Consider the following 1,680-nt stretch of genomic DNA (forward strand, 5'->3'; position numbering starts at 1 on the left):
TGCTGGCTCTTTTTATTGGTGATCTGGTCAAGGGCTCTGTTGCACCTTTCTGCTATCGAGTGAGGCTGGCGACTATCTCGACGACGCCGTACATGGCCACACCGGCAAACACGGGCCAGCCCAGGGAGCGGGTGCGATACCAGACCGCCAGGGTCAGCGCCCCTCCGAGCAGGGTGGCCAGCCAGGAGGTGAGGGTGAGGCTGGCGGGGACCACGGAGACGCCGAACATGGCCGCTATCATGGCCGGACCCAGCACCCTGAGCCAGACCGGCATCTGCTCCACCGTCTCCTGATTGTCGCGGCGATCCAGGTGTCGCTGCATCCAGAGCAGGGGCAGCATCCGCAGCAAGAAGGTGCCCGCCGCCGCGGCGAGCATGGCGAGCCAGAGGGCGCTATCCATGTTGTGTTTCTCCCGTCTTCGAGTTGGCTTCCATCAGGTAGAAGAGGATGGCACCGCAAATGGCCGCCAGGGGAATGGCCGCATTGGCAAAGCCCATCATCTTGAGCACCATGGCTCCAAGGATGGCGCTGCCCAGGGTCAGGGACCACTGGCGTGAGGTAAAGCGTGGCGCCAGCAGCACCAGGAACAGGGCCGGCAGTGCGAAGGGCATCACCTCGCCGAGCAGGGGCCAGCGCGCCGTCAGCTCACCGCCCGCGATGGCCCCGAGTGCGGTGCCCCCAATCCAGCTGGCCCAGGCGAGCAGCATGGCCCCCGTGAACCAGCCCAGGCGCTCTGCCGGTGCCAGCTGCGGCAGGCGGGTGTGGGCCAGGGCGAAGATCTGATCCGTGAGGCCGTGCATCAGCCAGGGCCACCATCGGCTGCGGGGCAGATAGGGGGCCAGATTCGGTCCATAGACCAGGTGGCGGGCATTGATCAGCAGTGTCATGACCACTACCAGCCAGAGAGGCGCCCCCGAGGCCACCATGGCCACGAACAGGAACTGGGATGCCCCGGCATAGATGAGGGTGGAGACGATCACGGCTTCCCAGGGGCTGAAGCCAGCCTGGATGGCGATCAGGCCGAAGGAGACGGCGACCGGGATATAGCCCCCCAGCAGGGGCACCGCCTCGAGCAGCCCCATGACGAAGAGGCGTTGGCCTGTGGTCTTGGTTGTCTGGGTCATGGGGCGTTCCCCTTGCTTGCGTAGACGATGGTGACCAGCAGGGTGACCCAGGTCTCCCCGGCGCGATAGAGATGGGGCTGATCGGCGGGGAAGGTGTGGCTCTCCCCCGGATTCAGCCGCCTGGTGTGCCCTTCCGTGCCCACCTCAAGCTGGCCGCTGATGATGGTGATGGATTCGGACGATCCTGGTGAATGGGGCTCGGCGCGTCGCTGTGCGTGGGGGGCGCAGGACATCCAGTAGACATCCACATGGGGGTCATCCGTGCCCTGATCGATCAGCCTGACCTGCATGCCGTCGTCGAAGACGGGGGCGCAGATGGGGGCCACCAGGTTGCCGAACGGCACGTTGAGCTGAATGGCGATGCGCCAGACGGTATCCAGGGTGGGGTTGCCGCACCCCTGCTCCAGGCGCGACAGATTCGACTTGGCGATGCCGGCATCCTGGGCCAGTTGGGAGAGAGACAGGCCGCGGGCCAGTCGCAACGCCTGGAGGTGGCGCCCCAGGGTATCGAGAAGGGGTTTATCCATGATGGTTTCCTGTTCGTTATATAGAACGT

General features: G+C 65.3%; 3 protein-coding genes. All 3 read right to left on the minus strand.

The genetic code is table 11. The features are described 5' to 3' along the window. Positions 1–52: 52 nt before the first annotated feature. The 3 genes from BN1119_RS19420 to BN1119_RS19430 are packed head-to-tail and all read right to left on the minus strand — an operon-like array spanning position 53 to position 1,651. Positions 53–400, minus strand: coding sequence for an AzlD domain-containing protein (locus tag BN1119_RS19420; RefSeq protein ID WP_042002151.1), 348 nt, complete (start codon positions 398–400; stop codon positions 53–55). Then, on the minus strand, positions 393–1,124 hold the full coding sequence (locus BN1119_RS19425) for an AzlC family ABC transporter permease (protein WP_042002153.1): 732 nt from the start codon (positions 1,122–1,124) through the stop codon (positions 393–395). The genes BN1119_RS19420 and BN1119_RS19425 overlap by 8 nt, the downstream gene beginning before the upstream one ends. After that, a complete protein-coding gene (locus BN1119_RS19430; RefSeq protein WP_042002155.1) occupies positions 1,121–1,651 on the minus strand; it encodes a helix-turn-helix domain-containing protein in 531 nt (176 codons plus the stop codon). The genes BN1119_RS19425 and BN1119_RS19430 overlap by 4 nt, the downstream gene beginning before the upstream one ends. Positions 1,652–1,680 lie beyond the last annotated feature (29 nt).

Source organism: Aeromonas bivalvium, from assembly GCF_000819765.1.
Classification (GTDB): Bacteria; Pseudomonadota; Gammaproteobacteria; order Enterobacterales; family Aeromonadaceae; genus Aeromonas; species Aeromonas bivalvium.

Coding starts and splice junctions, on each gene's coding strand:
- BN1119_RS19420 (WP_042002151.1), bottom strand. CDS start 400: ATGGATAGCGCCCTCTGGCTCGCCATGCTCGCCGCGGCGGCGGGCACC.
- BN1119_RS19425 (WP_042002153.1), bottom strand. CDS start 1,124: ATGACCCAGACAACCAAGACCACAGGCCAACGCCTCTTCGTCATGGGG.
- BN1119_RS19430 (WP_042002155.1), bottom strand. CDS start 1,651: ATGGATAAACCCCTTCTCGATACCCTGGGGCGCCACCTCCAGGCGTTG.